Source organism: Zobellia galactanivorans, assembly GCF_000973105.1.
GTDB lineage: Bacteria > Bacteroidota > Bacteroidia > Flavobacteriales > Flavobacteriaceae > Zobellia > Zobellia galactanivorans.
This window is the reverse complement of record NC_015844.1, coordinates 3,227,410-3,253,342: the sequence shown is the minus strand read 5'-3', so window position 1 is coordinate 3,253,342 and position 25,933 is coordinate 3,227,410. Positions and strand designations below refer to the sequence as shown.

Annotated in this window: 22 protein-coding genes and 2 tRNA genes; 10 read left to right on the top strand and 14 right to left on the bottom strand. The window is 43.6% G+C overall.

From position 1 onward, the window contains the following. Nucleotides 1-23: 23 nt before the first annotated feature. From prmA to ZOBGAL_RS13160, 4 genes are all read right to left on the bottom strand, one after another. Nucleotides 24-860, bottom strand: a complete 837-nt coding sequence (prmA, locus tag ZOBGAL_RS13175; RefSeq protein WP_013994125.1) for a 50S ribosomal protein L11 methyltransferase — start codon at nucleotides 858-860, stop codon at nucleotides 24-26. Between the two features lie 161 nt (nucleotides 861-1,021). Further along, the gene (gene tpiA / locus ZOBGAL_RS13170) at nucleotides 1,022-1,771 is read right to left on the bottom strand and encodes a triose-phosphate isomerase (RefSeq protein WP_013994124.1); all 750 of its coding nucleotides are present in this window, start codon (nucleotides 1,769-1,771) and stop codon (nucleotides 1,022-1,024) included. 52 nt (nucleotides 1,772-1,823) lie between these two features. Beyond that, nucleotides 1,824-2,921 (bottom strand): BT_3928 family protein, encoded by a 1,098-nt coding sequence (locus tag ZOBGAL_RS13165; protein ID WP_013994123.1) that lies wholly within the window; start codon nucleotides 2,919-2,921, stop codon nucleotides 1,824-1,826. Between the two features lies 1 nt (nucleotide 2,922). Continuing rightward, nucleotides 2,923-3,471, bottom strand: a complete 549-nt coding sequence (locus ZOBGAL_RS13160) for a DUF1599 domain-containing protein (RefSeq protein ID WP_013994122.1) — start codon at nucleotides 3,469-3,471, stop codon at nucleotides 2,923-2,925. A gap of 106 nt (nucleotides 3,472-3,577) precedes the next feature. Between ZOBGAL_RS13160 and folP the strand changes: the two genes are divergently transcribed. Both folP and cdaA read left to right on the top strand, forming a co-directional pair. After that, the gene (gene folP, locus ZOBGAL_RS13155; protein WP_013994121.1) at nucleotides 3,578-4,405 is read left to right on the top strand and encodes a dihydropteroate synthase; all 828 of its coding nucleotides are present in this window, start codon (nucleotides 3,578-3,580) and stop codon (nucleotides 4,403-4,405) included. A 43-nt stretch (nucleotides 4,406-4,448) separates the two neighbouring features. Next, entirely contained in the window at nucleotides 4,449-5,237 is a 789-nt protein-coding gene (gene cdaA / locus ZOBGAL_RS13150) for a diadenylate cyclase CdaA (protein WP_013994120.1), read from the top strand. Here the strand turns inward: cdaA and ZOBGAL_RS13145 are convergent, their stop codons facing one another. Together ZOBGAL_RS13145 and truA are read right to left on the bottom strand one after the other, a co-directional pair. Then, nucleotides 5,238-7,004: an ABC transporter ATP-binding protein gene (locus tag ZOBGAL_RS13145; RefSeq protein ID WP_013994119.1), complete on the bottom strand. Its 1,767-nt coding sequence runs from the start codon at nucleotides 7,002-7,004 to the stop codon at nucleotides 5,238-5,240. It abuts the gene before it with no gap. Beyond that, on the bottom strand, nucleotides 6,997-7,749 hold the full coding sequence (gene truA, locus ZOBGAL_RS13140; RefSeq protein WP_013994118.1) for a tRNA pseudouridine(38-40) synthase TruA: 753 nt from the start codon (nucleotides 7,747-7,749) through the stop codon (nucleotides 6,997-6,999). Before truA ends, ZOBGAL_RS13145 begins: the two co-directional genes overlap by 8 nt. A gap of 114 nt (nucleotides 7,750-7,863) precedes the next feature. Between truA and ZOBGAL_RS13135 the strand changes: the two genes are divergently transcribed. Next, the gene (locus tag ZOBGAL_RS13135) at nucleotides 7,864-8,358 is read left to right on the top strand and encodes a metallophosphoesterase family protein (protein ID WP_013994117.1); all 495 of its coding nucleotides are present in this window, start codon (nucleotides 7,864-7,866) and stop codon (nucleotides 8,356-8,358) included. Between the two features lie 59 nt (nucleotides 8,359-8,417). On the opposite strand, the gene ZOBGAL_RS13130 is transcribed toward ZOBGAL_RS13135, so the two are convergent. Then, a complete protein-coding gene (locus ZOBGAL_RS13130) occupies nucleotides 8,418-8,828 on the bottom strand; it encodes a DUF4293 domain-containing protein (protein WP_013994116.1) in 411 nt (136 codons plus the stop codon). Nucleotides 8,829-9,021: 193 nt separating this feature from the next. Between ZOBGAL_RS13130 and rho the strand changes: the two genes are divergently transcribed. Next, nucleotides 9,022-10,695, top strand: a complete 1,674-nt coding sequence (gene rho, locus ZOBGAL_RS13125) for a transcription termination factor Rho (RefSeq protein WP_013994115.1) — start codon at nucleotides 9,022-9,024, stop codon at nucleotides 10,693-10,695. Nucleotides 10,696-10,965: 270 nt separating this feature from the next. Further along, on the top strand, nucleotides 10,966-11,727 hold the full coding sequence (locus ZOBGAL_RS13120) for a hypothetical protein (RefSeq protein ID WP_013994114.1): 762 nt from the start codon (nucleotides 10,966-10,968) through the stop codon (nucleotides 11,725-11,727). A 797-nt stretch (nucleotides 11,728-12,524) separates the two neighbouring features. Here ZOBGAL_RS13120 and rpsT read toward each other — a convergent pair. From rpsT to proS, 4 genes are all read right to left on the bottom strand, one after another. Next, complete coding sequence (gene rpsT, locus ZOBGAL_RS13110; RefSeq protein ID WP_013994112.1) at nucleotides 12,525-12,776, bottom strand: 30S ribosomal protein S20; 252 nt, start codon at nucleotides 12,774-12,776, stop codon at nucleotides 12,525-12,527. Nucleotides 12,777-12,838: 62 nt separating this feature from the next. Continuing rightward, nucleotides 12,839-12,910 (bottom strand) — tRNA-Glu (locus tag ZOBGAL_RS13105). An 84-nt stretch (nucleotides 12,911-12,994) separates the two neighbouring features. Then, a tRNA-Glu gene (locus ZOBGAL_RS13100) sits at nucleotides 12,995-13,066 on the bottom strand. Nucleotides 13,067-13,136: 70 nt separating this feature from the next. Next, complete coding sequence (gene proS, locus ZOBGAL_RS13095; RefSeq protein WP_013994111.1) at nucleotides 13,137-14,612, bottom strand: proline--tRNA ligase; 1,476 nt, start codon at nucleotides 14,610-14,612, stop codon at nucleotides 13,137-13,139. 96 nt (nucleotides 14,613-14,708) lie between these two features. On the opposite strand from proS, the gene ZOBGAL_RS23340 reads away from it, so the two are divergent. Both ZOBGAL_RS23340 and ZOBGAL_RS13085 read left to right on the top strand, forming a co-directional pair. Beyond that, nucleotides 14,709-15,932 carry a hypothetical protein gene (locus ZOBGAL_RS23340; RefSeq protein ID WP_013994110.1) on the top strand — a complete coding sequence of 408 codons (1,224 nt, stop codon included), beginning with the start codon at nucleotides 14,709-14,711 and terminating at the stop codon, nucleotides 15,930-15,932. 39 nt (nucleotides 15,933-15,971) lie between these two features. After that, nucleotides 15,972-17,489, top strand: coding sequence for an OmpP1/FadL family transporter (locus ZOBGAL_RS13085; RefSeq protein WP_013994109.1), 1,518 nt, complete (start codon nucleotides 15,972-15,974; stop codon nucleotides 17,487-17,489). Between the two features lie 47 nt (nucleotides 17,490-17,536). Here the strand turns inward: ZOBGAL_RS13085 and ZOBGAL_RS13080 are convergent, their stop codons facing one another. Together ZOBGAL_RS13080 and ZOBGAL_RS13075 are read right to left on the bottom strand one after the other, a co-directional pair. After that, entirely contained in the window at nucleotides 17,537-18,961 is a 1,425-nt protein-coding gene (locus tag ZOBGAL_RS13080; RefSeq protein WP_013994108.1) for a T9SS type B sorting domain-containing protein, read from the bottom strand. A 120-nt stretch (nucleotides 18,962-19,081) separates the two neighbouring features. Beyond that, complete coding sequence (locus tag ZOBGAL_RS13075) at nucleotides 19,082-20,884, bottom strand: T9SS type B sorting domain-containing protein (RefSeq protein WP_013994107.1); 1,803 nt, start codon at nucleotides 20,882-20,884, stop codon at nucleotides 19,082-19,084. A 200-nt stretch (nucleotides 20,885-21,084) separates the two neighbouring features. Here ZOBGAL_RS13075 and folE point away from each other — a divergent pair, with 200 nt between their 5' ends. Next, entirely contained in the window at nucleotides 21,085-21,765 is a 681-nt protein-coding gene (gene folE / locus ZOBGAL_RS13070) for a GTP cyclohydrolase I FolE (protein ID WP_013994106.1), read from the top strand. A gap of 15 nt (nucleotides 21,766-21,780) precedes the next feature. Then, nucleotides 21,781-23,259 (top strand): cysteine--tRNA ligase, encoded by a 1,479-nt coding sequence (gene cysS, locus ZOBGAL_RS13065; protein ID WP_013994105.1) that lies wholly within the window; start codon nucleotides 21,781-21,783, stop codon nucleotides 23,257-23,259. 13 nt (nucleotides 23,260-23,272) lie between these two features. Here cysS and ZOBGAL_RS13060 read toward each other — a convergent pair whose 3' ends face one another. Then, nucleotides 23,273-24,190, bottom strand: a complete 918-nt coding sequence (locus tag ZOBGAL_RS13060) for an AraC family transcriptional regulator (protein WP_013994104.1) — start codon at nucleotides 24,188-24,190, stop codon at nucleotides 23,273-23,275. A gap of 222 nt (nucleotides 24,191-24,412) precedes the next feature. Between ZOBGAL_RS13060 and ZOBGAL_RS13055 the strand changes: the two genes are divergently transcribed. Next, nucleotides 24,413-25,933 (top strand): aldehyde dehydrogenase family protein, encoded by a 1,521-nt coding sequence (locus tag ZOBGAL_RS13055; RefSeq protein WP_013994103.1) that lies wholly within the window; start codon nucleotides 24,413-24,415, stop codon nucleotides 25,931-25,933.

The window sequence follows — 25,933 nt, the reverse complement described above, 5'->3', positions numbered from 1 at the left end:
CAATTTAAAATAGTATACCTCTTCTAAAATACATATTTTACGGCAACCCAATTATTTTTTTGCAGATTTTTTTCAAACTTTAACCCTGCTTTTAGACAGGTTTCCGAAATCAAGGGAATATCCTCTTCATAGAAACCACTTAAGAAAAGGGCTCCATTTTCCCTTAAGTTTTGTGCATACACCGGTATATCGGCCAGCAGTATATTTCTATTGATATTGGCCAAGATAACATTGTATTTCCGCTCTCCCAACAAGGACGAATCCCCTTCGAAAACCGAGATATGGCTACAGTTGTTCCGTTCCACATTTTCCTTGGCGTTCAAATAGCACCAATTATCGATATCGATAGCATCGATATGGGCCGCCTTTTTTAGAGCCGCCAAGATAGCCAATACGCCGGTTCCACTACCCATATCAAGAACGTCCTTACCCTCGAAATCATTTTCCAAGACAAATTGAAGCATCATATAAGTGGTCTCATGATGCCCTGTGCCAAAGCTCATTTTGGGCTCTATCACAATATCGAACGCTACATCGGGCTTCTCGTGAAAAGGCGCTCTCACCACACATTGGTCGGCCACTTGAATCGCTTCAAAATTCTTCTCCCAAGTCGCGTTCCAGTTCTCCTGTTCTATTTCCTTTATAGAAAAACCGACTTCAAAAATCGAATTGTCCAAGATTTCAACCGTTTCCAAAATATTCTCGTTCCAATCTTCCTTTTGGATATAGGCCAACACCCCTTCTTCGTTCTCAACAAAACTTTCAAAGCCTGCTTCGCCCAGTTCGGCAATCAAAATATCGGAGCCGGGCTGCAAAGGGCTTACCGAAAAATTATATTCAATATATATAGTGTTCGACATCTTGTTGTCTTTTTATTCGTTGTTGGTCGTATTTACTGGCGTTCATTTACAAAAAACCACCGTATACCCTCTTTTTACAAAGGATCAATATTCAGTATGAAATGAACAACCCTTTCCGTTTTTAGGGAAAGGGTTTATAAAATCATTGGTTTCTTAAAGACCTAAATAGCCTTGATTATAGCTACAAAATCATCAGCTACCAAAGAAGCGCCTCCGATAAGTCCACCATCAACATCCGGTTTTCCGAAAATCTCTACCGCATTGGCAGGTTTTACACTACCTCCGTATAAAATAGAAACATTGTTGGCAATTGAAGCATCATAGGCTTCGGTAATGGTCTTGCGAATAAAGGCATGCATTTCCTGCGCTTGTTCAGGAGAAGCGGTTTCTCCGGTACCGATGGCCCAAACCGGTTCGTAAGCCAATACAATTTTCCCCCAATCGGAAGCCTCCAAAGAGAAAAGTGCATTTTTCAATTGACTTTCGACCACCTTGAAGTGGTTATCGGACTTTCTATCATCAAGCTCTTCACCAAAACAAAACATCACTCGCATATTCTTTGCCAAAGCTGCCTTTACTTTTTTGGCCAATATTTCATCTGTTTCACCAAAATAGGCCCTTCTTTCAGAATGTCCTATAATAACGGTATCAATGCCGATATTCAACAACATGTCAGCAGAAATCTCTCCCGTATAGGCACCACTTTCGGCAAAATGCATATTCTGCGCGATCACCTCTATAACGGACGAATCTAAAGTACGTACGGCAGCTGCCAAGTTAACAAAGGTAGGGGCAACCATAACCTCGGCTTGCGTATCGGGCAATTTGGCGGCCAGTTCGGTCAACAACGCCTCTGTCTCTGCCAAGTTTTTATTCATTTTCCAGTTTCCTGCAACTATTTTGCTTCTCATTTCTATGTGTTTATGTTATATGCGTTCAATTTGAATTTATAGGCTTCGCAAATTATTCAAAAACCAGTTCATCCAAATCATTATAATGTACTTTTTGTTCAATGGTCCCCTTATTAACGACCAACACCGCCGGATTGGAGCGTACGATCGTCTTTAGGGCGGTCTCGTCGGTAAAATAAAATTCGAAATTCAACTTATGGTCTTTAATCAATTTACCCGTCTGCTGATCGTTAGAGGCCGACATACCAATAACGTGGTAGCCCTTCTTGATCGCCTTATCGGTCACTTTCTTTACTTCCGAATACATATCCTCATTGGTCTTTTTTAGATCGTAGGCTATAACCATGACCAATTTAGGTTCTTGCAATAAGGAATCGGCGTAATTAACGCCTGCTTGTTCTATGGTAAAATCGTGGATCGGCGGCTCGTAACCGGCCTGTACCTCTGTAGTCTCCACATCAACAAAATCACCATCGACCTGCGGATATTCGCCTTGCGTAACGATTACCTTGTCTTCGCCATTGACCTTAAAACGCCAGGCATAGTCATAAATAGCCTTTGGGGCATCTTCGGGCACCGTCATCCCCTCAACAATGTTGGCCCCGATCTTATAGGGCCTAAAATCAACGACAGGCAAGTGGTTGAGTACATAATTACAGTACAAGCCACAGATGACTACCGACGTCAAGGTAACCACGCGCAAGGTATTGGCGCCAAAAATCGGTTTTATATATTTTCTACCTACAAAAAGAACCACGATAAGCACCAAAAGAACAATATCTTTGGAAAACGACTCCCATGGTGTCAGTTTAATGGCGTCGCCGAAACAACCGCAATCGGTAACCTTGTTGAAATAAGCCGAATAAAAGGTAAGAAAGGTAAAGCCGATAATCATAAGCAGTAAACTCCACACCGTAAATTTTACCCTAAAGCCGACCAAGAGCATAACCCCCAACAGTACTTCAAAGATTACTACAAAAATAGAAATGGCCAAAGCATGCGGCTCAAAGAACGGAAGATCCAAAACCCCCTGACTAAAGTATTCCTCTAGCTTAAAAGAGAAACCTACGGGATCGTTCAACTTGATAAAACCACTGATGATAAATAAGACACCAACAAGTATTCGGCTAAGGCCCACTATATATTTCATACTATCCTTTTGTATTTTCGTCGAGATGAATCATGGCAAAAACAGCATAATTGACCATATCTTGGTAATTGGCATCAATGCCTTCGCTCACCAAGGTTTCCCCCTTATTGTCCTCTATCTGCTTTACGCGCAATAATTTTTGTAAAATAAGATCGGTCAATGAACTCACCCTCATATCACGCCAAGCCTCTCCATAATCGTGGTTTTTGTTTTCCATCAAGGTCTTGGTGACACTGGCATGCTTATCAAAAAGGGCCACCGCCTCTTCGGTAGTGAGATCGGGCTGGTCTACCACTCCCTTTTCCAATTGAATCAGGGCCATAATCGAATAGTTGATAATACCGATGAACTCTGAGCGTTCGCCTTCATCAACTTTGCGCACTTCATTTTCTTGAAGGCTTCGGATGCGCTGTGCCTTAATAAAAATCTGGTCGGTCAAGGAAGGTAATCTTAAGATACGCCAAGCACTACCGTAATCTTTCATTTTCTTTTCAAAGAGGTCTCTACAGATTTGAATTACCCCGTCATATTGTTCGGAAGTCTTTTGCATGGCTATCCTTTCTAATTTGCGTAAATTTCACTCAAAATTTTGAATTGTTCAAAGTTCGTGTTTTAAACTTGGTTAATCAAGGGATACCGCTTCAACTTTATCATATATGACCCTAAATTGCAAAGGCCGCTTAATCGACCTCTCTACCCCAAAAGTAATGGGCATTCTAAACCATACGCCCGATTCATTTTATGACGGCGGAAAATATCGCGATAAGAACGCCATTCTAAAGCAGACCGAAAAGATGCTGAACGATGGCGCCACCTTCATCGATGTCGGCGGTTACAGTTCGCGCCCCGGGGCAGATTACGTAACCGAAGAGGAGGAACTCAAACGCATGCTTCCGCTGACCCGACTCTTGCTAGACCACTTTCCTGATATTATCTTGTCGATAGACACGTTCAGGAGCAAGGTGGCATCAGCATGTCTCAATGCCGGTGCGGCCATCATAAACGACATTTCGGCAGGCAAGCTCGACCCCAATATGCTACAAACGGTAGCGGAGTACCACGCCCCCTACATCATGATGCACATGAGGGGCAATCCGCAGACCATGCAACAACAAACGGCATACGACAATCTTTTGGTCGATATCATTGCCTATTTTTCGGAACGAATTGCCGCCGCAAAGGCCTTGGGCATGATCGACCTTATTATCGATCCCGGTTTCGGTTTTGCCAAAACCCTATCACAGAATTACGAAATACTTCAAAAGCTTGATCTTTTCCAGACTCTAGAACACCCATTATTAATAGGGATCAGCAGAAAGTCGATGATTTATAAAGTACTTGAAACCGACGCAAAAAACGCACTCAATGGTACAACCGCCCTTCATATGGCCTCATTAATGGGCGGAGCCAATATTTTAAGGGTTCATGACGTTAAAGAAGCCTATGAATGTGTTAAACTTGCAGAACGATTAAAACCTGAATAAAAATTTAAGGGATTTTGCTAATTTTACAAAAACACCTCCGATATTGGATTTTCTAGATTTTTTAGAATTTAAGGTTACCGACGTTCTCGATATTTTTCTGGTAGCGGTACTGTTGTACTACATCTACAAGTTGGTACGGGGCTCCGTAGCCATCAATATTTTTATTGGCATCGTTATCGTTTGGGGTTTTTGGAAACTCACCGAACTTCTCGGCATGGAAATGATCAGCAGCATGGTCGGTGCCTTCATGCAAGTAGGATTGATCGCCTTGATCATCGTGTTCCAGCAAGAGATACGGAAATTTCTTTTGATGATCGGTTCGACCAATTTTGCCAACAAGCGAAACTTCATCAAACATTTTAAATTTTTACGCCAAGACGGTGCCAGCGTTAGCGTAGATGTCGATGCCATTCTTTCCGCATGTAAAAAAATGAGCTCAACGAAAACAGGGGCCTTGATCATTATAGAACGGAACAACTCCCTCGATTTTGTACGATCGTCAGGAGACAAAATGTACATAGAAGTGAACAAGCCCATTCTAGAGAGCATCTTTTACAAGAACAGTCCGCTCCACGATGGTGCCGCGGTCATTGAGAACAACTATATCGTAGCCACCCGCGTTATCCTTCCGGTCTCGAACGAAAGAAACATTCCGCTTCGTTTCGGTCTTCGCCATAGGGCCGCTGTCGGGATTACCGAAAAAACCGATGCCTTGGCCCTGGTCGTAAGTGAAGAGACCGGGAACATATCTTATATAAAGAATGGGAAATTCACCGATTACGGCAGTATAGACGAACTTATCGGAATCATTAAAGACGACCTGATAGAATAACTAGGCCACTTCTTCGGCAAGAAACTGGGCTTCGTAAAGGTTTTTATAGTATCCGCCCTTCTTCAGCAATTGTTTGTGCGTGCCCGTTTCTACAATCCTCCCCTCATCCATCACAATTATCTTATCGGCCTTTTTGATTGTGGCCAAACGGTGTGCAATAATGATCGAAGTCCTTCCCTCGGTTATTTTTTCCGTAGCCCTTTGTATCAATTGCTCTGAATAGGTGTCTACCGAAGAAGTGGCTTCGTCCAAAACCAAAATACTAGGATTGCTTACATAGGCACGCAAAAAGGCTATCAATTGGCGTTGCCCGCTCGATAACATGGTACCCCTTTCCTTTACGTTATAGTTATAACCGCCCGGAAGACTGCTTATAAATTCGTCTACCCCGATTTGTTTGGCCGCCGCTACTATACGGTCAAGGCCGATCGATTCGTTCTTAAGCGATATATTGTTTTCTATTGTATCCGCAAACAGGAACACATCTTGAAGCACGACCGCAATTTTCCCTCTCAAGGAAGCAAGACTAAAGTCCTTTATATCGATTCCGTCTATCCGGATCGTTCCGGAGTTGATTTCATAAAAGCGATTCAACAGGTTGATGATTGTAGATTTTCCGGCCCCAGTGGCCCCCACAATGGCCACTGTTTCCCCTACTTCGACCTCAAAGGAAATACCGTGTAAAACCTCCTCATCCTCCAAATATCCGAAATGGACATTTTCAAACTTAATATTGCCACGTACATCGTCTTTTACAATGGTACCGACATCTTGAATATTGCTTTGGGTATCCAATATCTTGAACACCCTATTGGCCGCCACCATACCCATTTGTAAGGTATTGAACTTATCGGCGATTTGCCGCAACGGACGGAAAAGCATATCGATCAGCAGAATAAAGGCGAACAAAGTACCGAGTTCTTCCTTGGAAAGGTTAGATACATTTTGAAGCCCCCCGTACCAAACAATGAGTCCCACTGCTATAGACGAAACGATTTCCGCAATCGGGAAAAAGATAGAGTTGTACCAAACGGTCTTCAACCACGCATTTTTATGTTTTTCATTGATAATCCTAAATTTCTCGCTTTCGATTTTTTCACGGGTAAAGAGCTGAACGATTTTCATACCCGTAATCCGCTCCTGCACAAAAGAATTGAGGTTGGAAACCTGTAATCTTACTTCGGCGAACGCCACCTTCATGGCCTTCTGAAACAGACGTGTCGCATAAAGGATCAAGGGCAAGATGGCAAAAACTATGAGGGCCAGCCTCCAGTTCATTATCAGCATTACCACCGCGGCCACCAACATTTTCAACAAATCGGCAACGATCACAAAAAATCCTTGGCTAAAAATCTCCCCGATCCGCTGCATATCGGCAACGGCACGGGTAACCAAGACCCCTAGGGAAGAGCTATCGAAATACTTCATCCGAAACCCCAACATATGTTTGAAAAGGTTGATCCGAATATCTTTGATGACCGATTCGCCCAGCCAGTTGGCATAATAGTTAAAGGCAAGTTGGCAGCTTACCTGGCCGAGCAAGACAACGCCCATAGCGATGGTCAGCCACAGTAATTTTTCTTGATCGCCCACCTTAATGGCATCATCGACAATCTTTTGCACGATGATCGGTGTCATTACCGCAAATGCAGAAAGCAAAATAGCCGCAAGGGCCACCCCGTAAAAGGTCAACCGATAAGGTCGGGTATGCGCCAATAAGCGTCTGAACAATCGAATATCAAATGCTTTTCCCGAATTTTTATCCATGCTTTTTCGTAATCTTTTTGGGGTATAAAACAGAGGTCAAATATAGCCCTTTTGCCGGTACCGATGGGCCGGCATTACTTCTGTTCTTGCTATTTATGATTGATTTAACATCGCTTGGGCCTATTTTCTCCATCCCTACTTCCAGGAGCGTCCCCACGACCGCGCGCACCATATTTCTCAAAAAACGGTCGGCGGTTATGGTAAAGACGAGCCGGTCATCCTTCATTTCCCAGACCGCTTTTTTAACATCGCACAAATAGGTTTTTACATCGGTATTCGATTTTGAAAAGCATTCAAAATCTTCAAACTGCAAGAGAAGTTCGGCCGCTCGGTTCATACGATCTATATCCAACCGATGTTTTACGTAGTGTGCAAAGTCGGTATAAAAGGGGTTCTTCTCCTGCACCACCCAATACTCATAGCTTCGTTCCTCGGCATCAAAACGGGCGTGTGAATTGGCGGGCACCTCAAAAACATCGTGTACGGCAATAGCTTCGGGAAGAAAAGCGTTCAACCGATACACCAGGCGTTGCAGGTCTTCAATCCCCTCAACATCAAAATGGGCGTACATTTGCTTGGCGTGCACCCCTGCATCGGTCCGTCCGGCACCGACCAAGGCCACAGGCTCTCGCAACAGGGTAGAAAATGCTTTTTCAAGAACCTCTTGCACCGTTATGGCATTCGGCTGGTTCTGCCAACCGTGATAGTCCCTGCCCAAGTATGAAAATTCAACGAAATATCTCAACCGAAACCTTTAATTTTGTGAGCCTCAAAGATACTTCTCTTTGACCAAACAGAACAATGCCCCTAAAAATATTGATAAGGCCGAAGCCATTTTCCCTAATTTTCACAAGACCATATGACCAAAATTCTATTGCTTTCCGACACCCATTCACATATAGACGACACCATATTAAAATATGCCCGTCAGGCGGATGAAATATGGCACGCAGGCGATATTGGCAGTTTAAAGGTAACCGACACCTTGCGAAGTATTAAACCCCTAAGAGCCGTTTACGGAAATATTGACGACCATATCATTCAAAAGGAATTTCCACTGAACGACCGTTTTTTCTGCGAAGGCGTAGAAGTACTTATGACCCACATCGGCGGCTACCCTCCAAAATACAATGGCAGGACCCGTGACATCATCAAGGCCAACCCTCCCAAACTGTTCATTTGTGGACATTCGCATATCCTTAAGGTCATGATGGACCAAAAGCTTGGCGTACTCCATATGAACCCGGGGGCCTGTGGCAAACACGGCTTTCACCAGGTGCGTACCATGTTACGGTTTGTTATCGACGGAATGGATATAAAGGACCTAGAAGTTGTAGAACTCGGAAAACGATAAATAAAAAAACCCGGTAACTACTCCGGGTTTTACGCACTAATACTACTAAGATGTTAGGTTTATCGTAGACGATCAACAGATTTTACAAGATCCTCATCCTTCTTGATAGCCCTATTGGCAAGGACCAGAAAAACGATAGAAATAATAGGAATCAGCATCCCAATACCCTTCTCCGAGACCGAGATCTCTCCGGATAAATTTAGCGACCGGTAAACGAAAAATCCTAGTAAAAAAAGATTCAATATCATGTTCAATCTGTTCATCACAAATTGATTTTTCCTGTTTTTGAACATCACTATGGCAATAAGCGCCAATAATGACGAAATATAAAATGTAAGCGAAATAAAGATTTCATTGCTCGCAAAAATCTCGTTTCCTTCCGCATCAGACCAGAGATTCACCCAGAACGGCAGTACTCCCGCCACCAATACAACTATGAGCAAATAAACTGTTTGTATTCTTTGAATCATTGCCTAAACTCCATTTTACTCTACAAAAATACACGTCTTTTTGAAAAAAATCGATGTCACAAGCAAAATAATTCGTAATATTGTGAGATTATTAGTTATTACACTTACCTATTGGGAAATCTTTCCCTCGTAATACTCAGATAACAATTCACTTCTTATCAATACAAGAGACGTATAATTTATATCCTACTTAATGTTTGAAATTTCAGATTTAAAAGCAAAAAAACTGCCTGAATTGCAGGAAATTGCCAAAGGCCTTAACGTGCCAAAGTTCAAAACCTTAAAAAAACTGGACCTTGTTTATCAAATCTTAGATGTACAAGCAGCCAATCCTAAAGTTGTAGCAGAAGTAACTGCTCCAAAAACAGAGGAAAAACCCAAACCTAGAGCACGTAAACCAAGAACGGCAACCGAAACCAAGAAACCAACAACCAAAGCTTCCGCTCCCGATAAAAAGGAAAAGGCAGAAACCTCGGAAAAACCGGAAAAACAGGAAACTACGGAAGCGGCACCAGCGTCAACGGTACCACCTTCCGAAGTCAAAAAACCTCGCCCAAGACCGGTAAAGACCAATTCCGGCCCTGCAAAAAGGGAAGCTAAGGGCAACCCACAGCACAAGAATCAAAATACCCCCAGCGGTAACTCCAACAATCCCAATAGCAACAAGAACCAACGTCATCAAAAAACGACCTATGACAAAAGTAATTTTGACAAGGACCTAAAAAACAGGTACAAAGAACCCGAATTTGAATTTGACAGCATTATAGAAAGCGAAGGGGTTCTAGATATCATGCAAGACGGTTACGGGTTTTTACGCTCTTCAGACTACAACTACCTATCATCTCCCGATGATATCTATGTATCGCAATCACAGATCAGGTTATTCGGACTTAAAACAGGGGATACCGTTTTAGGAAATGTAAGACCTCCTAAAGAAGGTGAAAAATATTTCCCCTTGATCAAAGTCAACAAAATTAACGGAATCGACCCCCAAGTGGTGAGAGACCGGGTTTCTTTTGAGCACTTGACCCCACTTTTCCCTCAGGAAAAATTCAACTTGGCGGACAGACAAAGTAATATCTCTACCAGAATCATAGATTTATTCTCCCCTATCGGAAAGGGACAAAGAGGTATGATCGTATCCCAACCAAAAACGGGTAAGACCATGCTATTGAAAGCGATTGCCAATGCAATTGCCGCCAACCACCCAGAGGTATACCAAATCATCTTATTGATAGACGAACGCCCCGAAGAGGTAACTGACATGCAACGCAACGTACGTGGCGAAGTCGTTGCTTCCACCTTTGACAAAGAAGCTACCGAACATGTACGCGTAGCGAACATTGTTCTGGAAAAAGCGAAGCGTCTCGTAGAATGCGGCCATGATGTCGTTATTCTTTTAGATTCCATTACCCGTTTGGCCAGGGCCTACAATACGGTACAACCTGCTTCCGGTAAAGTTTTGAGTGGTGGTGTAGACGCGAATGCCCTTCACAAGCCTAAACGCTTCTTTGGAGCTGCCCGAAACATTGAAAACGGTGGCTCACTCTCTATCATCGCGACCGCCCTTACGGAGACCGGTTCAAAAATGGACGAGGTGATTTTTGAAGAATTTAAAGGAACAGGTAACATGGAACTTCAATTGGATCGTAAGATATCAAACAGAAGGATTTTCCCTGCCATCGACCTTACCTCTTCAAGTACAAGACGCGACGACCTGTTATTGGACGAAAGCACTATTCAGCGTATGTGGATCCTAAGAAAATACTTGGCGGACATGAATCCTGTTGAAGCCATGGAATTTATTGAGCAACGCATCAAACAGACCAAAAACAACGAAGAGTTTTTACTGACTATGAATCAATAAGTTTTTATTGATTTAAGTAAGATATCAAATTTACAGCATCCCGAATTCCAGTCTACAATCTGGGATTCGGGATTTTTTTTGATTACGCCCCCCCTGCATTTCCCTAAAAAAAAGCAAAAATTACTACTTTTCCCACCTATTAACAGTTCAAAGATTACGGATTTCCATAAAGGACGGTCCAATTATCCGTTTTTTCGGATATCTTTATAGCGCAAAAATTTTCTTCCCCCGAATTTTATGTAAAAAAGTAGAACTTAAAAAACTTACATTATGAAAAATTCAAAACAAGCCGCGCTTACCTGCGCCACATTCCTTCTTTTCTTGATTTTTACGGGATGCCGGCTAGACGAAAAAGCACAACCCTGCCCCGATTGCCCTTGTGAGACCGTTTTAAACGACAATTACAACAACGGAATCATCCTTCCCACCAAAGCCCACAAACTCTACGAAAACTACAAAAGCAGACGCGTAGGCCTCATAGAAAACTACGAATGGGCAATGGAAGAAAAAGACAAAGACCCCAAAAAGCCTTCCAAAGGGAAAGCACAGGCACAAAATGCCGCAACGGAAAGCAGCAGCGACGATTCCAAACCCGGAAAGTTCAAAGCGGCCCGTTACGTATCTTACGATTACAAGGACCTAAAAGCATACTTGGCCTACATCGAGAACGAAGCCAAACTCTCAGGTGAAGAATTGACCACACTAAGGTTCTATTTTGCCAATTACGCGGATGAAAAAAAATACAATGATGGCAAACCCGTAGTACACCCCAGGCAAAATACGATCATGATGTCTCCCACCATCAACAAAAATGGAGGCGACCATATGTTCTTTACCGTAGACGGCACCGATGGCAAACGGGAAGTAGTGCTTTTAGACAATGAATTCAACCCTATAGGGCCGCGAAAAAGCACAGAACAAACACCTAACACAAAAAACGAAGCTTCGTTTTTACCCGGTTTTTTCACCGCTTCAAGCGCACCTTTCTATGCAGAGCGAAGCACCACAAAAAACGAAGGCCACTCGTACTAATATTTCGATGTATTCTTTAAAAAAACTGCCCTTTGATAGATTTTATTTTACTGAACTCGCTCATTCCCATTTACGCGGCTACTGTAGGCTTGGCATTGTTTAAGTATCCTAAATATTACGAATCAAAGCTTACGTATCTACCTATTATTTTTATTTACACTTTTCTAAATGAACTGCTAAGTTATCTTTTAAACAATTATCAGGAGGAGTTCAGTCTAATTTCAATCGAGACCTATCGCAATTATAAATGGCTTATATACAACACCTACATGTTGGTGTTTTTTCTATATTTCTACTATGTATTCAGGTTCTATATTGATGACCCCAAACACAAAAGGAATATATATTATGGAGGTATTTTCTTTTTAGTTGTCTGCCTGATAAATGCATTCGTCGACAACTTCATTAAATTGCCGCAAGTATACGCCTATGTTTTCGGGGGAATTATACTCGTTTACAGTACTTTAATGTATTTAAAAAAGTTTTTCACCATCGATTTACTTTTTAAAACAAAAGAGAATCTTTTATTTTGGTTAAGCAGTGGGCTATTCATTTTTTACGCTGGCTACCTTCCTATCAAAGTCATAAGGTATATTCATACAATTCATGAAACACCGACCCCACCAATTATCAGAAGGATCCATTGGTCGTTGATCATTATAAGCTACCTATTCTTTGTTATCGGTTTTCTAAGAATGAAACGGAGAATGTCCAAATAGGGCAAAGCGCGATACATAGAAACAAAAAAAGCCCTGTCGTAAGTTTTACGACAGGGCTTTTTTAATAAGTTTTAAATCTTACAAAGCAGCTACGTGCTTGGCCAATTTACTTTTTAAGTTAGCCGCCTTGTTATCATGAATGATATTGCGTTTCGCCAATCTATCGATCATACTAACAACGCTAGGCAACAAAGCTTCAGCTTCCTTTTTACTTTCTTCACCACGCAATTTTTTGATTGCGTTACGTGTAGTTTTGTGCTGATAGCGATTACGAAGACGTACTGCTTCGTTTCTTCTGATTCTTTTTAATGCTGACTTGTGATTTGCCATCTTTTTCTAACTTGTTATAATTTTTTAAAATTCCTCTTCCCCAATCCTCATCGAACCTTTTGTAGCCCGTAGGGGAATCGAACCCCTGTTACCAGGATGAAAACCTGGCGTCCTAACCCCTAGACGAACGGGCCAATACATACTCTCTAAATACGACCCTGAACTTTAGACTTTACAAACCCTTATTAGGGGTTTATCTATCGTTCATTTGTATTTTGTAGCCCGTAGGGGAATCGAACCCCTGTTACCAGGATGAAAACCTGGCGTCCTAACCCCTAGACGAACGGGCCATTGCCTTACGCAATTGCGGATGCAAAAATACAATTATTTTTAACTAACGCAATAGCTAACATAATTTTTTTAATATGCTTTAGCAAAAAGTACTCTTTTTGACGATAATTTTCCCGTCACCATGCACTTTCCCTCTTTGTTTTCAGTACCTAAGGGGATACATCTAATAGTTGCCTTGGTCTCTTCTTTTATTTTCTCCTCGGTTTCGTTGGTTCCGTCCCAATGCGCGGAAATGAATCCTCCTTTTTCCTCCAAGACCTTCTTAAACTCCTCGTAGGTATCGACTTCGGTAATATTATCCTCCCTAAAGGAATGTGCTTTTTGATATATGTTCTTTTGAATATCCTCTAAGAGAAATTCAATTTTAGCCACAACATCGTCCATAGGAACGATTTCTTTCGTCAACGTATCCCTTCGGGCCACCTCGTAGGTACCGTTCTCTAGATCACGCTTCCCTATGGCCAAACGAACCGGAACCCCTTTCAATTCATATTCATTGAATTTAAAGCCAGGCTTATGGGTATCCCTATTATCGAATTTTACCGAAATGCCTTTGGCCCTTAATTCTTTTACCAAGGGAGCGACCTTTTCAGAAATGGCATCCAATTGCTCCATTCCCTTGTAAATAGGAACGATAACCACTTGTATAGGAGCCAATTTTGGAGGCAAGACCAAACCGTTATCATCACTATGGCTCATGATCAAGGCCCCTACCAATCTGGTAGAAACTCCCCATGACGTAGCCCAAACATGTTCTTGCTTCCCTTCCTTATTAGCGAACTTAACATCGAAGGCTTTGGCAAAATTCTGTCCTAAAAAGTGAGAGGTACCGGCCTGCAATGCCTTTCCATCTTGCATCAAAGCCTCGATACAGTAGGTCTCTATAGCTCCCGCAAAACGCTCGCTTTCCGTTTTCACCCCTTGAATGACCGGCATGGCCATATGTTCTTCGGCAAATTCGGCATAGACCCGCATCATTTTTTCGGCCTCCTCTATTGCTTCGGCCTCGGTAGCGTGCGCAGTATGCCCTTCTTGCCATAAAAATTCGGCAGTTCTAAGAAACAAACGCGTACGCATTTCCCAACGTACCACATTGGCCCACTGGTTGATCAACAAGGGAAGGTCTCGATACGATTGTATCCATCGTCTATACGTATCCCAAATAATGGTTTCAGAAGTAGGCCTTACAATAAGCTCCTCTTCCAATTTGGCATCGGGATCTACTATAATACCGCTACCGTCCTCGGCATTCTTCAAGCGGTAGTGGGTCACTACGGCGCATTCTTTGGCAAAACCTTCAACGTGGCTCGCTTCCTTACTCAAGTACGACTTGGGTATGAACAGCGGAAAATAAGCATTTTCATGCCCCGTCTCCTTGAACATCTTATCTAGAGCGGCCTGCATCTTCTCCCAAATGGCAAAACCGTAAGGTTTGATTACCATACAACCACGAACACCTGAATTTTCGGCCAAGTCGGCCTTCACTACGAGCTCGTTATACCATTTGGAATAATCCTCGCTGCGCTTTGTCAAATTCTTACCCATTATATTTAGTTTGGCACAAAACTTGTGCTTATGTTAGCAAAATAATTGGGTAAAACTACTTATTTTTACTATGTTCAACAATAAAAAATTGCACCCATGATACATTTACCATCCCGCAGTAAAATCCATCACATTGCACTTTGTACCGTAATCGGCATTGTTGCAGCATCTTGCGGGTCGTACCAATCGGCCTCGTACTATGACAATGACGGAATTTATTCCAGTGACACCCAAGTCAGCGTAGAGCGCCAATCTAGGCCACAACAGCAAGAAGAACAGAATGAGGACAATGTATATTCCGAATATTTCGGACAGCAGGCCGACCAATTCGATCAAATGCTCGAAGGTGAAATTTTCACCGACATCGACTCTTATTCCAGTGAATCGGCCCAAGACAGTATTTCACAAGGCCAGTTGACCGATTATTACAAAAACGACAATGATTATGCAGGTTATGCAGGATGGGGTGACAATGCGACCAGTGTAAACATCAACATTTACGACAGTGGATGGGGTTACGCCGGATACGGATGGGCTTCGCCATGGATCGGATGGGGCGGCTACTATGGTTATGGCGGTTATTACAACCCTTGGAGAAACCGATACAGCCCTTGGGGATGGGGAGGTTACGGAGGTTACGGATATGGATATGGCGGATTCTACGGCGGCTATTACGGTTACCGATGGGGCGGCTATGGCACTTGGTGTCCTCCTTACGGATACTATAGTGGATACAACAATTATTCGTACAGAAACCGACACTACGCGTACAACCGCGGCAGAAGAGGTTACTACAGCAATACCAATGCCATTTCAGGAAACAGTGCAAGATATACAAGAACCGCGGCGACAAGCCGAAGCAGTAGGGCTACACCTAGATACTCTGCCAATGGTTCCTCTAGCAGGACAAGCCGAAGCTCGGCAACAGGCACTTCTAGAAGCTATAGCAGCAGCCGATCGTCAGCAGCTTCAAGAAGAAGCGTAGGCGTCGACCAAAACCGTTCGTACAGAACGAGCCGAAGCACCAGGGCTACCCCTACGTACAATTCTTCATCTAGAAGCAGCACTTACAAACGTAGCAGCTCTACTACTCCCCGTACCTCTACCTACAGCAGGAGTTCGGGTACAAGATCGAGCAGTGGCAGTACCTACAAAAGCAGCTCAACGCCCAGAACCAGTACATATAGGTCGTCAGGCTCAAGTAGAAGCAGCTCGAGCAGCGGAACCTACAGAAGCTCTAGCAGCTCTTCGAGAAGTTCAGGAAGTACAAGATCTTCTTCCGGATCAAGCTCTAGATCATCTTCAAGTCGTAGAAACTAAGTCCAAAATCAGAATAAACTTACTCTAAATTTGCTAGGAATGAGAAAATACATAACATTCATAGGGCTGTTGGCATGTGTTGTCGCAAGCGCCCAAAATATTGACGACGTCTTACGTTACAGTTCCGAAAACATTCAGGGTTCGGCCCGATTTCAAGCCATGGGAGGCGCTTTCGGATCACTGGGAGGCGATTTATCGGCCCTCAATATCAACCCCGCAGGTAGTGCCGTCTTCAACAATGGCCTATTCTCCGTATCGGGAACGAATTATTCCAATAAAATCGATTCTGACCTCAACGGTAGCTTAAATTCAACATCTTCCAATAATTTCGACATCAACCAAATCGGCGGGGCTTTTGTATTTAAGTCTACGGATGCCGACAGCCCTTGGAAAAAACTGACCTTGGCCCTTAACTATGACTTGGTTCAAAATTTTGATTCCCGTTCGGTTACCCAAGGAAGAAGCAACCAAGGTGTTGACAATTACTTCCTAGATTTCGCCGAAGGCATTGAATTGGCCCCCCTAAAGTTAAAAGCAAACGAAACCCTCGGTGATGCTTATTTAGCCATAGGCGCCACGAACGGACTCAACTTTGCAGGCCAACAGGCATTTTTAGGTTTTCAAGCAGGTATTATCGAACCGGTTTCCGATACCGAAGACAACACCAGCTATTTTTCAAATGCCGATTATGACGATGTCAACCACGATTTCCGTCAAGATATCACAGGATACAATAGCAAGTTCACCGTAAACGGAGCAACGCAATACGGCGACAACCTTTACTTTGGAGCCTCATTGAATTTTCACACCCTCCGTTACGAAAGATTGAACAGGTACAGCGAAACTTTCAATGAAAGAGGAAGTGGCACAGCTAGGTACATCGATTTTGACAACCTACTCGTAACCGAAGGTTCCGGCTTTTCCCTAAGTTTGGGAGCTATTGCCAAGGTCAACGATTTCCTACGGGTAGGAGCCAGCTATCAATCCCCTACCTGGTATCGTCTGACGGACAATTTCTCTCAGGGAATAGATTCAAATTTCCCCAATAAGGAGAGCAGTTTTCAATTTTTCAACCTGAATTACATCAATATATTCGATTACCAGATCAAGACCCCCGGAAAACTTACCGGAAGTATTTCCGCCGTATTTGGTAAAAGCGGACTTATAAGCTTTGATTATGGATACCAAGATATGTCGAATGCCCAACTAAGACCTACCAGCGACGCAGGTTTCGCCAATGAGAACACTTATATTTCCGAAACCTTAGGCGCCGTTTCAACCATTAGGGTCGGTGGCGAATACCGAATTCAGCGCGTAAGCCTTAGGGCCGGATACCGCTATGAACAAAGCCCTTACGAAAGTGGTGACATTATAGGTGATCTTACAGGAATCTCAGGAGGACTAGGATACAGCTTTAGAAGAAGCCGATTAGATTTGGCCATTAGTCGAACCGAACAAGATAGATTGCAGTACTTTTTCGATACCGGAATCAATACTGCTGCATTGTTAAACAACGTAAATACAAACGTTACCTTGGGCTACACCCTGAATTTCTAAGGAAAGTATTTCTATATCGATTTGAAAGTCCGGCCTATGTCGGACTTTTATCGTTTTAGGGCAAAATAAGACTTGGTCAATTTAGCTACTTCCATACCGTTTTCCGATTCTGAATATTCGAGCCTGAACCAATATGTAGACGATGGCAAAGGTCTTCCGTTCAGTGTCCCGTCCCATTCCGAATTGGTATCCAACTGAGCCAAGAGCTTACCAAAACGATCAAAAATGAACACCATTGGATCAGCCAACTCTTCTATTCCCTTAATATTCCAGGTATCGTTGGCCCCGTCATTGTTCGGAGTAAAAAATTTGGGATAACCTATCACCAAAAACTCGGTAGGTTCACTAGTACCACATCCGTTCTTATCGTTGATTACCACGGTATTTACTCCAGGCGGAACATCGTTAAAAACCGGATCATCTTGAAATTCACCCTCATTAATGGAATATTCATAATCACCATCACCATCAACAAAAATCTCGATATTGTTCATGTCGGGATCTAACGATAGGTTCGAGTTCAATGTTTCAACACGATCAAGCACGGGTATTCCGTAGAAAGTAATCAGAATATCATCATAAATATGACCTCCCGCAGTGGTTGTAATATCGACAAAGTACCTTCCTGAATTCGGACTTGGCACGTTTATCTCGGTCGCCGACGGACCCGAGCCCAAAGGTGCGTCTACCGTACCATCGTCATCATAGTCAACAGACCAGGCTACATTGGTAAAGTCGGGACCTGCCGGGGAATTCAACATACTCAAGGTAATATCCGGATCACCTTCACAAGCGATGATATCCAAGCCCAAAAACTCATCACGCAAGGTACAATCCAAAGCCGTATCCTTATCGGCCTGTACCGAGCTCCCCGTAAAGGTGAGCATAAAAGGCTCTGGGTCGCCATCAAAATTGGTATTGAAATTATTGATCAAGATATAGTACATCTCACCTGCCCTCACATCTAAGTACTCATCGTAGGTATTCAGGTTTTGGGTGGTAGAAGGCACCCCTTGCTGTCCGTTTTCAGGGTTGACGCCCAATCCTGTAAATCGGGTATTGTTCACTTCGTAATTACAACGAATAGGGTCGACCGCTCCGGTAGTAATATCGGCACAATCGACATCGGGCCCATAAACGGCAAAATCCCATTCGGCCGTAGGCGATCCCGAACCATTGACCGGCAGCGCCTCAATATCAAAACCCACTTGGCCATCGGTACCTGCCCTAAAGACAAACCACGAGGTATTATGTTCGATATTGGCTTCGCTAATACTTCCTTTTTCAAGACATCCGGTTTCGGTAATGACCTCCGGATCAAAATCATCTATAGCTCCGGTGCCATCGGCATACCCCATAATTGGGGCGTCGGCACATACAGGAATAGCGGTTCTGCAGTCAGCTGAATTTTGTGCTTGAATTTCTGTGGCATAAAAGAACGCAACACAGAGTACTGATAGTAAAAAGCGCATAGGTAAAGGGGCTAAAACAATATAATTAGATAACTCAGGAACATTGATTTTAGTATGTTTAAACAGAAAAAACAGGTAGTTTATCGATAAAATGCCACTTGCCCCCCAAAAAAAATATGGCTAGCGTTTCAATGAAAAATGGTTGTTGATATACTTGGCCATTACTGTCTGCCCCCTAGCATCAACATAGGTAAGTTTAAACCAATAATCGGATTCGGGCAAGGGCCTACCTTGCCAATAACCGTCCCATTCAGGATTTGACGGTTCCAACTGGGCCAAGAGTTTGCCCATGCGGTCAAAAATAGAGATTGATGGCGAATTCAATGTTTCAACCCCGACAATACCCCAGATATCGTTGACTCCGTCTCCGTTCGGGGTAAAAAATTTAGGAAAGCCCACAACCACAATTTGCTCACTTACGGCCCCACATCCTTTGGGGTCATTCACACTTACCGTATGCATGCCCGGGCTCACTTGATAAAAAGTGTTGCCCATCTGATACGCCCCTTCGTCCAATCGATATTCATAATCGTCCGATGTATCGACCAAGACCGTAACCGTATTATCATTTTGAAGATCGTTGATTTCAATTCCGGTAATTTGTGGCGGCCGTGAGATATAAACCGTTACATTTTGGGCCCGACTGCAACTCAAGCCCGATTGCGTATGGGTGACAGTAAGTTTATATTCGCCCGCTTCGGAAACCGTAAGATTCGGTGTAGTCTCCCCCGTACTCCAGAAATAGCTATAATTGACATTCGGCGAGGACGGACCGATAACGACCCCGGTATTGGACTGACACAAAAATACTTCCGATGGAAAATCGATGTCGGGGGTCTGTAAATTGACCAGTTCAAATTGCTCCGTCACATCAAAACACTTTGAATTCCCCACAGATGTGAGTCGCACATATATCGTTTGGGAACCCGTTGGCACCTCGTATTGTTTGGGCAAGGCATTTGCCCCGTTCGTCGCATCGGGGAAAGAAGCGTGATAACTCACCACAAAATCGTCCGGTGACTGCCCTCCAAGGGCCTCCACATCCTTTTGAGACAAATCGTAGACGGATAGGGACGAACAAGAAGCATCATCGGAAACCGCTCCGGTAACGGGTCGTTCGGAAAAATGTACCTGAACTTCACTAATAATCGTTTCACTCGGACGTACGACCTCCACCCTATAGGTTGCCGAGGCATCAACACGGTACACGGCATCGTGCTCCCCTGCAATTTGGGTAAAACCGCTGCCCGTATCTACGTACCAATTATAGGTAGTCGCTCCTGAGGTCGTAGCGTTTAAATCGACGATATCACCCTCACAAACCGATTGTGGCGGCCCTAAAAGGTTATTTATAATCGAACAATCCAATGCGTCATAAGGGTTTGTAACGAATATGTGCCCTGAAAACTGAATTGAAAAACCCGAATTATTGTTGCTGAAATTGTTGATCATAAGGTAGTAGTCCTCCCCTGCGGTAACCTCAAGCCAATCTTCATACTGTACGTTTTCGGTATCGCCGGTAGGATCCTCCCCTACCCCTACAAATCGATTTTCATCTTGATTGTCGAAAAAATTACATCGTATGGGCTCCCCTAAGTTATTACAGTCATTGGATTTGTACAGGGCAAAATCCCAATCTTCAAGTGTATCGATCCCTATATCAAACCCTAATTGTCCGGAGGCCCCGGTTCTAAATCGGTACCAGGCCGAATTCGATTCAATGGCCCCGCTCAAGGTTTGCTCTAGGCACCCACTGGTCGCCGCGCTATCAAAGTCATCTATCCCGAATCCAGTGGTCCCCCCATTGACGGGAGTATTGCTACAAATAGGAACGGCATTGCCACAATCTGGGGAAACTTGTGCCCTTACGACGCTCGTACCCAAAAAGAACAACAAAGACCACACGATGATAAAACGACTCATTTCAACAGGTTATACCTTAATAGTATAAAAGTACCTTGTTGATTTTCTTAACACCAATTTATGTTGTGTATCAGGACATATAGAACGTAAAGTGCCATATTATGTATATCTTTGCACCTCGTTTTACTTAGCACGAAGTGTAATGTATCGAAACTTTTTAAGACGAATTGGGCATTAGAAATGCCAATAGATATAAGCAGATGAAAATTGACAGTACTTTGGAAAAGCAATTTGAAGATATGGGAAACGACCACGTTTCCGCATCGGAAGATACACCTCTACGTGAAGACGCGTTCGTGTTGAGCGATGATGAGAAGATCAAAAGAATACAAGGAAGCATACGAGAAGTAATGCTGACTTTGGGCCTAGACCTTGATGACGACAGCCTCAAAGGCACCCCGAACCGAGTTGCCAAGATGTTCGTAAAGGAAATTTTTGGCGGACTTCACCCCGACCGAAAGCCTAAATCATCAACTTTTAGCAACAAGTATAAATACGGTGAAATGTTGGTAGAGAAAAACATAACGCTCTACTCTACATGCGAGCATCACCTTTTGCCCATAGTAGGCCGTGCACATATCGCATACATCTCCAACGGAACGGTAGTAGGCCTCTCTAAAATGAACCGCGTTGTCGATTATTTTGCCAAAAGACCGCAAGTTCAGGAACGATTGACCATACAGGTCGTTAGGGAGCTACAAAATGTTTTGGGAACCGAAGATGTTGCCTGTGTAATCGACGCCAAGCACCTTTGTGTGAATTCCCGTGGCATACGCGATATCGAAAGTAGTACGGTAACCGCTGAATACGGCGGCAAATTCAAAAACGAAGCCGTACGCCGCGAATTTTTAGACTACCTTAACCTGGATACCACTTTTTAATAGCGCAAGCCTAACATGCAATTGTACCAGCAACAAACGTTAAAGATTTACAATTCCCTTTCCGGTAAAAAAGAAATTTTCAAACCTTTGAACGAAGGCCATATTGGCATGTATGTCTGCGGCCCAACGGTCTACAGCAATGTTCACCTGGGCAACTGCCGTACCTTTATGTCGTTCGATATGATCTTTAGGTACTTGAGACATTTGGGGTACAAGGTGCGCTATGTACGTAATATAACCGATGCCGGCCACTTAGTCGACGATGCCGAAGACGGTGAAGATAAAATTGCAAAAAAAGCAAGGTTAGAGCAGTTGGAACCTATGGAAGTCGTACAACGGTACACCATAGATTTTCACAATATTTTAGAACAGTTCAATTTTTTACCGCCCAGTATAGAGCCAACGGCCACCGGGCATATCATCGAACAGATAGAGATCATTAAGGAGATTCTTGAAAAAGGACTTGCCTATGAGGTAAACGGCTCGGTCTACTTTGATGTGAATAAGTTCAACGAAAACCACGATTACGGCAAATTAAGCGGCCGGAAATTGGAAGATATGATTGCCAATACCCGTGAATTGGCCGGTCAAGATGAGAAAAAGAGTCCACAAGACTTCGCACTCTGGAAAAAGGCCGAGCCACAGCACATCATGCGCTGGCCTTCGCCATGGGGAGATGGTTTCCCCGGTTGGCACCTCGAGTGCACGGCAATGAGCACCAAGTATTTAGGAGAGACCTTTGATATTCACGGTGGTGGTATGGACCTGAAATTTCCGCATCACGAATGTGAAATAGCACAGGCGGAAGCCTGCTATGGCCACTCGCCCGTTCGATATTGGATGCACGCCAACATGTTGACCATGAACGGCAAGAAAATGGCCAAATCAACAGGAAACAATATTTTGCCCGGTGAAATATTTACCGGTGAGAACAACATTCTTAGCAAGGCCTTTTCTCCTTCCGTAGTTCGCTTTTTTATGATGCAGGCGCATTACACCAGCATATTAGACTTGAGCAACGATGCCCTTTTAGCATCGGAAAAAGGATTCAACCGCCTAATGGACACCCTTTCCGCCATGGAAGGATTGGAAACCGGATCAAGTAGTGATTTTGACGTAGAAACGTGGAAGCAGCAATGCTACGACGCCATGAACGACGATTTCAATACACCTATTCTTATCGCCAACCTTTTTGAAGCGGTCAAGCATGTAAACCTGATCAAGGAAGGAAAAGAAAGCATTACGGCAAACGACAAGGAAACCCTTGCCCACACCTTCAACGCATTCGTTTTCGATATCTTGGGATTGGAACAAAAAGGAGGAAGTACCGAAGATGCCGGAAAGCTTTCCGGCGTGGTAGAACTATTGATAGAACTTCGAAAAGAAGCTCGTGAAAATAAAGATTTTGCTACCTCGGATAAAATCCGTGACCAATTGGCAGAACTTGGCATCCAACTAAAAGACGGTAAGGAAGGTACCACTTTTAGCCTCTAATTTTTTTACGGCACTACAATGGTTCGCTCTGTGCTTTTGCTTGGTAATCACTAGGCGAAAGATGCTGTCGCGCCTTGAATACGCGGTTAAAATACGAGCGGCTTTCAAAACCACATTCCAAATAAACGTTTTTAATGCTTCGCTTTTTGTCTTGTAGAAGGCCTACTGCCAGTTTAATCCTTTCGTTATTGATAAACTCTATAGGCGAAATGCCCAGTTCGGTCTTGAATACCCTATAGAAGTGAGAGGGACTCAAGCAGGCCTTACTACTTAAATCCTCTACGTTTAATGGCTCGTGAAGATGCTCCCTTATATAACGTATGACCGTAGCCAACCTACTATTACTACTGAGTTGCAAGGTCGAATTTGAATAAATCTTACGCTCATTGGTCTGTAATATGCGTATGATCAGCTCACGCAACATATTGTCAACGAAAAAATCTTTGGAAGGGTGATTTTCGGTAAACAAAAACAGAAGCCGCTGTAAAATCTGAAAAATACCCATGTCATTTACAAAATGGAAATTGTAATCCATCAGGCCCCATTCGCTTCGATCATGCTTTGGCATGCTCTCGTTCATCAGTTGCAACACCTTGTTTATTTTATCTTCGGAAATGGCCAAGGCCAAGCAACGGGTAGGTTTTTTACGCATTGCTTCCGGAAAATCGATACACATGGTCTCATTTGAAGGAAGCACCAAAGATTCCCCCGGCAAAAAATCGAAAGATTCATAATCCCTTAGATGCATTATTTTTTTCCCTTCGACCATACTCGCCAAAACCGGCTGGTCAAACTTCAACAACACCCTTTCGGCCTGCCGATGTGTCTCAAACACATGTAAGGCGGCATTATTGAGCGTATACGAGGTTTGGTTTTCGACCAATGATTCCAGCTTTCGGTTCGAAAGAAATTTATCCGACAATCCCAACATAACAGAACAAGTATCAAATTTATTTACTAAACACTAAGAAATATACAAAATAAGAGGCTACAAAATACCAATTTAGCAAAGAATGATAGAATCCGTCACATCAAAGGTAGAATTGGTCAGACAATTGGCCGTCAACTCCACTACATTTAGAAAACTATTTATATACATCTGACAAACAGGTATATAATAAAGAATATACTTATTAACTTAACTCCTTTAACCATGAGCACACAAACAGTTGAACACAATCTTCTTCAAAAGCCAAAGTTCAAAGACCAATATGAAAATTATATTGGCGGAAAATGGACAGCACCAGTAAAAGGCGAGTATTTTGACAACCTTTCGCCTGTTGACGGCAAGGTATACACCAAAGTAGCACGCTCTACTTCGGAAGATATTGAATTGGCCATCGATGCCGCATGGAAAGCCGCCCCCGAATGGAACACTTCTTCGGCCACTACAAGAAGTAATATGCTATTAAAGATTGCCGACGTCATGGAGCGCAACCTTGAAGCCCTTGCAAGAGCGGAAACCTGGGACAACGGTAAAGCTATTCGTGAAACCACTGCAGCCGATATTCCTTTGGCCATAGATCACTTCCGTTATTTTGCAGGTGTCATCCGTGCCGAAGAAGGTTCGGTAAGCGAATTAGATTCGAACACCGTAGCCCTGAACGTTACGGAACCCCTAGGTGTGGTAGGACAGATTATCCCATGGAACTTCCCCCTACTTATGGCTACCTGGAAGTTGGCCCCGGCCTTGGCGGCAGGTAACTGTGTTGTTTTGAAACCTGCGGAACAGACCCCTGCAGGAATCATGATCTTAATGGAACTTATTGACGGCATCCTTCCCGCGGGTGTATTGAACGTAGTGAACGGTTTTGGGGCCGAAGCAGGGAAACCCTTGGCCTCAAGCCCAAGAATAAGCAAAATTGCATTCACCGGAGAGACCACTACAGGCCAGCTCATAATGCAGTACGCCTCTAAAAACATCACGCCCGTTACCTTGGAACTTGGAGGGAAATCACCTAACATTTTCTTTGAAAGCATTATCGATGCCGATGACGATTTCTTCGACAAATGTTTGGAAGGTGCGGTAATGTTCGCATTGAACCAAGGGGAAGTATGTACCTGCCCCTCTAGAATGTTAGTACAAGAAAGCATTTACGACCGCTTTATGGAAAGGGTCATCGAACGTACCAAGGCCATTAAACTAGGGCACCCCTTAGACCCAACGACCATGATGGGGGCACAGGCCTCAAACGACCAGTACGAAAAAATATTGAACTATATCAATATAGGCAAAGACGAGGGCTGCGAGGTATTGACCGGTGGCGAAGCCGCATATAACGAAGGCCTTGAGGGCGGCTATTACATTCAACCTACCATTCTCAAGGGCAACAACAAGATGCGGGTGTTTCAAGAGGAAATTTTCGGACCCGTTGTTTGTGTCACCACTTTTAAAGATGAAGCAGAGGCCATAGAAATTGCCAATGACACCTTATACGGCCTTGGCGCGGGAGTCTGGACACGTGACACCCATCAGGCCTATCAAATATCAAGGGCGGTGCAAGCCGGACGCGTATGGGTCAATTGCTACCACTTGTATCCTGCACACGCTCCTTTTGGCGGATACAAAAAATCGGGTATCGGTAGGGAAAACCACAAAATGATGTTGGCCCACTACAGACAGACCAAGAACATGTTGATTTCATACGACAAAAAGGCCATGGGCTTCTTTTAA

What these genes read in the sequence shown, in the direction of transcription:
- ZOBGAL_RS23340 (WP_013994110.1), top strand. Translation starts at nt 14,709, where the DNA reads ATGATACATTTACCATCCCGCAGTAAAATCCATCACATTGCACTTTGT.
- tpiA (WP_013994124.1), bottom strand. Translation starts at nt 1,771, where the DNA reads ATGAGAAGCAAAATAGTTGCAGGAAACTGGAAAATGAATAAAAACTTG.
- ZOBGAL_RS13165 (WP_013994123.1), bottom strand. Translation starts at nt 2,921, where the DNA reads ATGAAATATATAGTGGGCCTTAGCCGAATACTTGTTGGTGTCTTATTT.
- cysS (WP_013994105.1), top strand. Translation starts at nt 21,781, where the DNA reads ATGCAATTGTACCAGCAACAAACGTTAAAGATTTACAATTCCCTTTCC.
- prmA (WP_013994125.1), bottom strand. Translation starts at nt 860, where the DNA reads ATGTCGAACACTATATATATTGAATATAATTTTTCGGTAAGCCCTTTG.
- rpsT (WP_013994112.1), bottom strand. Translation starts at nt 12,776, where the DNA reads ATGGCAAATCACAAGTCAGCATTAAAAAGAATCAGAAGAAACGAAGCA.
- ZOBGAL_RS13055 (WP_013994103.1), top strand. Translation starts at nt 24,413, where the DNA reads ATGAGCACACAAACAGTTGAACACAATCTTCTTCAAAAGCCAAAGTTC.
- folE (WP_013994106.1), top strand. Translation starts at nt 21,085, where the DNA reads ATGAAAATTGACAGTACTTTGGAAAAGCAATTTGAAGATATGGGAAAC.
- ZOBGAL_RS13080 (WP_013994108.1), bottom strand. Translation starts at nt 18,961, where the DNA reads ATGCGCTTTTTACTATCAGTACTCTGTGTTGCGTTCTTTTATGCCACA.
- ZOBGAL_RS13135 (WP_013994117.1), top strand. Translation starts at nt 7,864, where the DNA reads ATGACCAAAATTCTATTGCTTTCCGACACCCATTCACATATAGACGAC.
- ZOBGAL_RS13060 (WP_013994104.1), bottom strand. Translation starts at nt 24,190, where the DNA reads ATGTTGGGATTGTCGGATAAATTTCTTTCGAACCGAAAGCTGGAATCA.
- ZOBGAL_RS13145 (WP_013994119.1), bottom strand. Translation starts at nt 7,004, where the DNA reads ATGGATAAAAATTCGGGAAAAGCATTTGATATTCGATTGTTCAGACGC.
- folP (WP_013994121.1), top strand. Translation starts at nt 3,578, where the DNA reads ATGACCCTAAATTGCAAAGGCCGCTTAATCGACCTCTCTACCCCAAAA.
- proS (WP_013994111.1), bottom strand. Translation starts at nt 14,612, where the DNA reads ATGGGTAAGAATTTGACAAAGCGCAGCGAGGATTATTCCAAATGGTAT.
- ZOBGAL_RS13160 (WP_013994122.1), bottom strand. Translation starts at nt 3,471, where the DNA reads ATGCAAAAGACTTCCGAACAATATGACGGGGTAATTCAAATCTGTAGA.
- rho (WP_013994115.1), top strand. Translation starts at nt 9,022, where the DNA reads ATGTTTGAAATTTCAGATTTAAAAGCAAAAAAACTGCCTGAATTGCAG.
- ZOBGAL_RS13130 (WP_013994116.1), bottom strand. Translation starts at nt 8,828, where the DNA reads ATGATTCAAAGAATACAAACAGTTTATTTGCTCATAGTTGTATTGGTG.
- ZOBGAL_RS13075 (WP_013994107.1), bottom strand. Translation starts at nt 20,884, where the DNA reads ATGAGTCGTTTTATCATCGTGTGGTCTTTGTTGTTCTTTTTGGGTACG.
- ZOBGAL_RS13085 (WP_013994109.1), top strand. Translation starts at nt 15,972, where the DNA reads ATGAGAAAATACATAACATTCATAGGGCTGTTGGCATGTGTTGTCGCA.
- ZOBGAL_RS13120 (WP_013994114.1), top strand. Translation starts at nt 10,966, where the DNA reads ATGAAAAATTCAAAACAAGCCGCGCTTACCTGCGCCACATTCCTTCTT.